2 protein-coding genes and 1 pseudogene are annotated in these 1783 nt (G+C 54.2%); all 3 read left to right on the top strand.

All coding sequences use genetic code 11. The annotated features are described in order from the left end of the window. Nucleotides 1-138: pseudogene (locus J9889_RS18995) on the top strand (IS630 family transposase); the annotation flags it as partial. 85 nt (nucleotides 139-223) lie between these two features. Then, nucleotides 224-1141 (top strand): IS5 family transposase, encoded by a 918-nt coding sequence (locus J9889_RS18990; RefSeq protein ID WP_210557713.1) that lies wholly within the window; start codon nucleotides 224-226, stop codon nucleotides 1139-1141. 60 nt (nucleotides 1142-1201) lie between these two features. Continuing rightward, nucleotides 1202-1675 (top strand): IS630 family transposase, encoded by a 474-nt coding sequence (locus J9889_RS18985; RefSeq protein WP_282597962.1) that lies wholly within the window; start codon nucleotides 1202-1204, stop codon nucleotides 1673-1675. The last annotated feature ends 108 nt before the right edge of the window (nucleotides 1676-1783 follow it).

Genomic DNA, 1783 nt, shown 5'->3' with positions numbered 1-1783 from the left:
CTGGTGCTGCTCATGCAGTTTTCTCCGCAAGATTTTGGTTATCAGCGCAGCCGTTGGTGTACTGAACTATTGGCTATAAAAATCAATCGGTTAACAGGGCTCAATGTGGCAGCCTCCACGCTCCGCCGATGGTTACCTCGTATGGGGGCCTTGTTGCTCAAATCGGGGAACTATCTGTCATCTCGGTGATCTGATCCTGTAGAGGAGTATCCGAGAGCATCAGATGGGCAAGTCCAAGCACAAGATCAGCAACTGGCAGCAGTACAACCAAGCCTTGGTGCAACGCGGTTCGTTGACCATCTGGATGGACGAACAAGCCATTCAGCAGTGGCATTGCCAGAGCCACCATGGCCGCCGAGGGCGGGGTTTCCACTACAGTAACACCGCCATTGAGACAGCCCTGATGCTAAAAGGCTTGTTCAAGCTGCCGCTGCGAGCCCTGGAAGGCTTCATTAACTCGTTGTTCCAACTGATGGCGGTGCCTTTGCAATCGCCGGACTACAGCTGTATCAGCAAGCGGGCCAAGACCGTCGACATTAAGTACCGCCTCCCCAGCCAAGGCCCGGTGGCTCACCTGGTCATTGATGCCACCGGCCTCAAGGTCTATGGCGAAGGCGAATGGAAAATTCGCAAACACGGCAAGGAGAAGCGACGAGTGTGGCGCAAGCTCCACCTGGCGGTGGATGCCACAACCCATGCGGTCATCGCCGCCGAAGTCAGCCTGGAGACGGTGGCGGATAACGAGGTGTTACCGACGTTGCTCAACCCCTTGCGACGCAAGATAAAACAGGTCAGCGCCGATGGTGCGTATGACACCAAGGCCTGTCATGCGCTACTGAAAAAGAAGGGGGCGAAAGCCACTATACCGCCGAGAAAGAACGCGGCGCTGTGGGAGGAGGGTCATCCCCGCAACGAGGCGGTAACGGCGCTCAAGGCTGGTGAGTTGAAGCAATGGAAGCAGAACTGTGGCTATCACCAGCGCTCGATAGCCGAGACCGCCATGTACCGGTTCAAGCAACTCATCGGGCCGAAGCTGAGCCTGCGGAACTACAACGCCCAGGTGAGCGAGCTTCTGGCTGGCGTGAAGGTGATGAACAAGCTGACAGGGCTTGGTATGCCTGTTCGCCAACCAGTGAATTGAGTGGTCTCGAAGGGTTGGGGAACGGCTATCCAACAATGGATTTGATCAACAACGCCTCGTATGGGCATTGTCTGGCGCAGGCCCGTGCCGACCTTGCGGATAAAAGACCCAGCCTATCAGGAAAAAATGGCGAATATCGACGCCGCGCTGGCCCGCTGTGATGCCGATAATCCGGTGTTTTATGAGGATGAAGTCGATATAGACCTCAATCCCAAATTAGGAGCCGACTGGATGTTCAGAGCGCAGCAAAAGCGGGTTGTCACACCGGGGCAGAATGCCAAGCATTATCTGGCAGGCGTTCTCCACGCAGGCAACGGAAGGGTACTTTACGTCAGCGGGATCAAGAAAAACTCATCGCTGTTTATTGCCATGCTGGAAAAGCTGCGCCACCACTACCGACGAGCCAAAACCATCACGTTGATCCTCGATAACTACATCATTCACAAAAGCAAACAGACCGAGCGATGGTTGAAGAAGAATCCCAAGTTCTGCCTGGTGCAGGGCCGACGCATGATCATTCTTTGCGCTAGTTGATCAAGTATCGATCAGTTGAGCGGCGCCAAGTACGATTTTAATTGTACCTTGCGTTGCCAAGCTGTAAATAGTCGAGATCTTAACTAACTGTTTATTTTTATGGCCCAG

It is taken from the genome of Aeromonas sp. PrichA-15, from assembly GCF_017939245.1.
Taxonomy (GTDB): Bacteria; Pseudomonadota; Gammaproteobacteria; order Enterobacterales; family Aeromonadaceae; genus Aeromonas; species Aeromonas caviae.
This window is presented reverse-complemented; position numbering and strand designations above follow the sequence as displayed.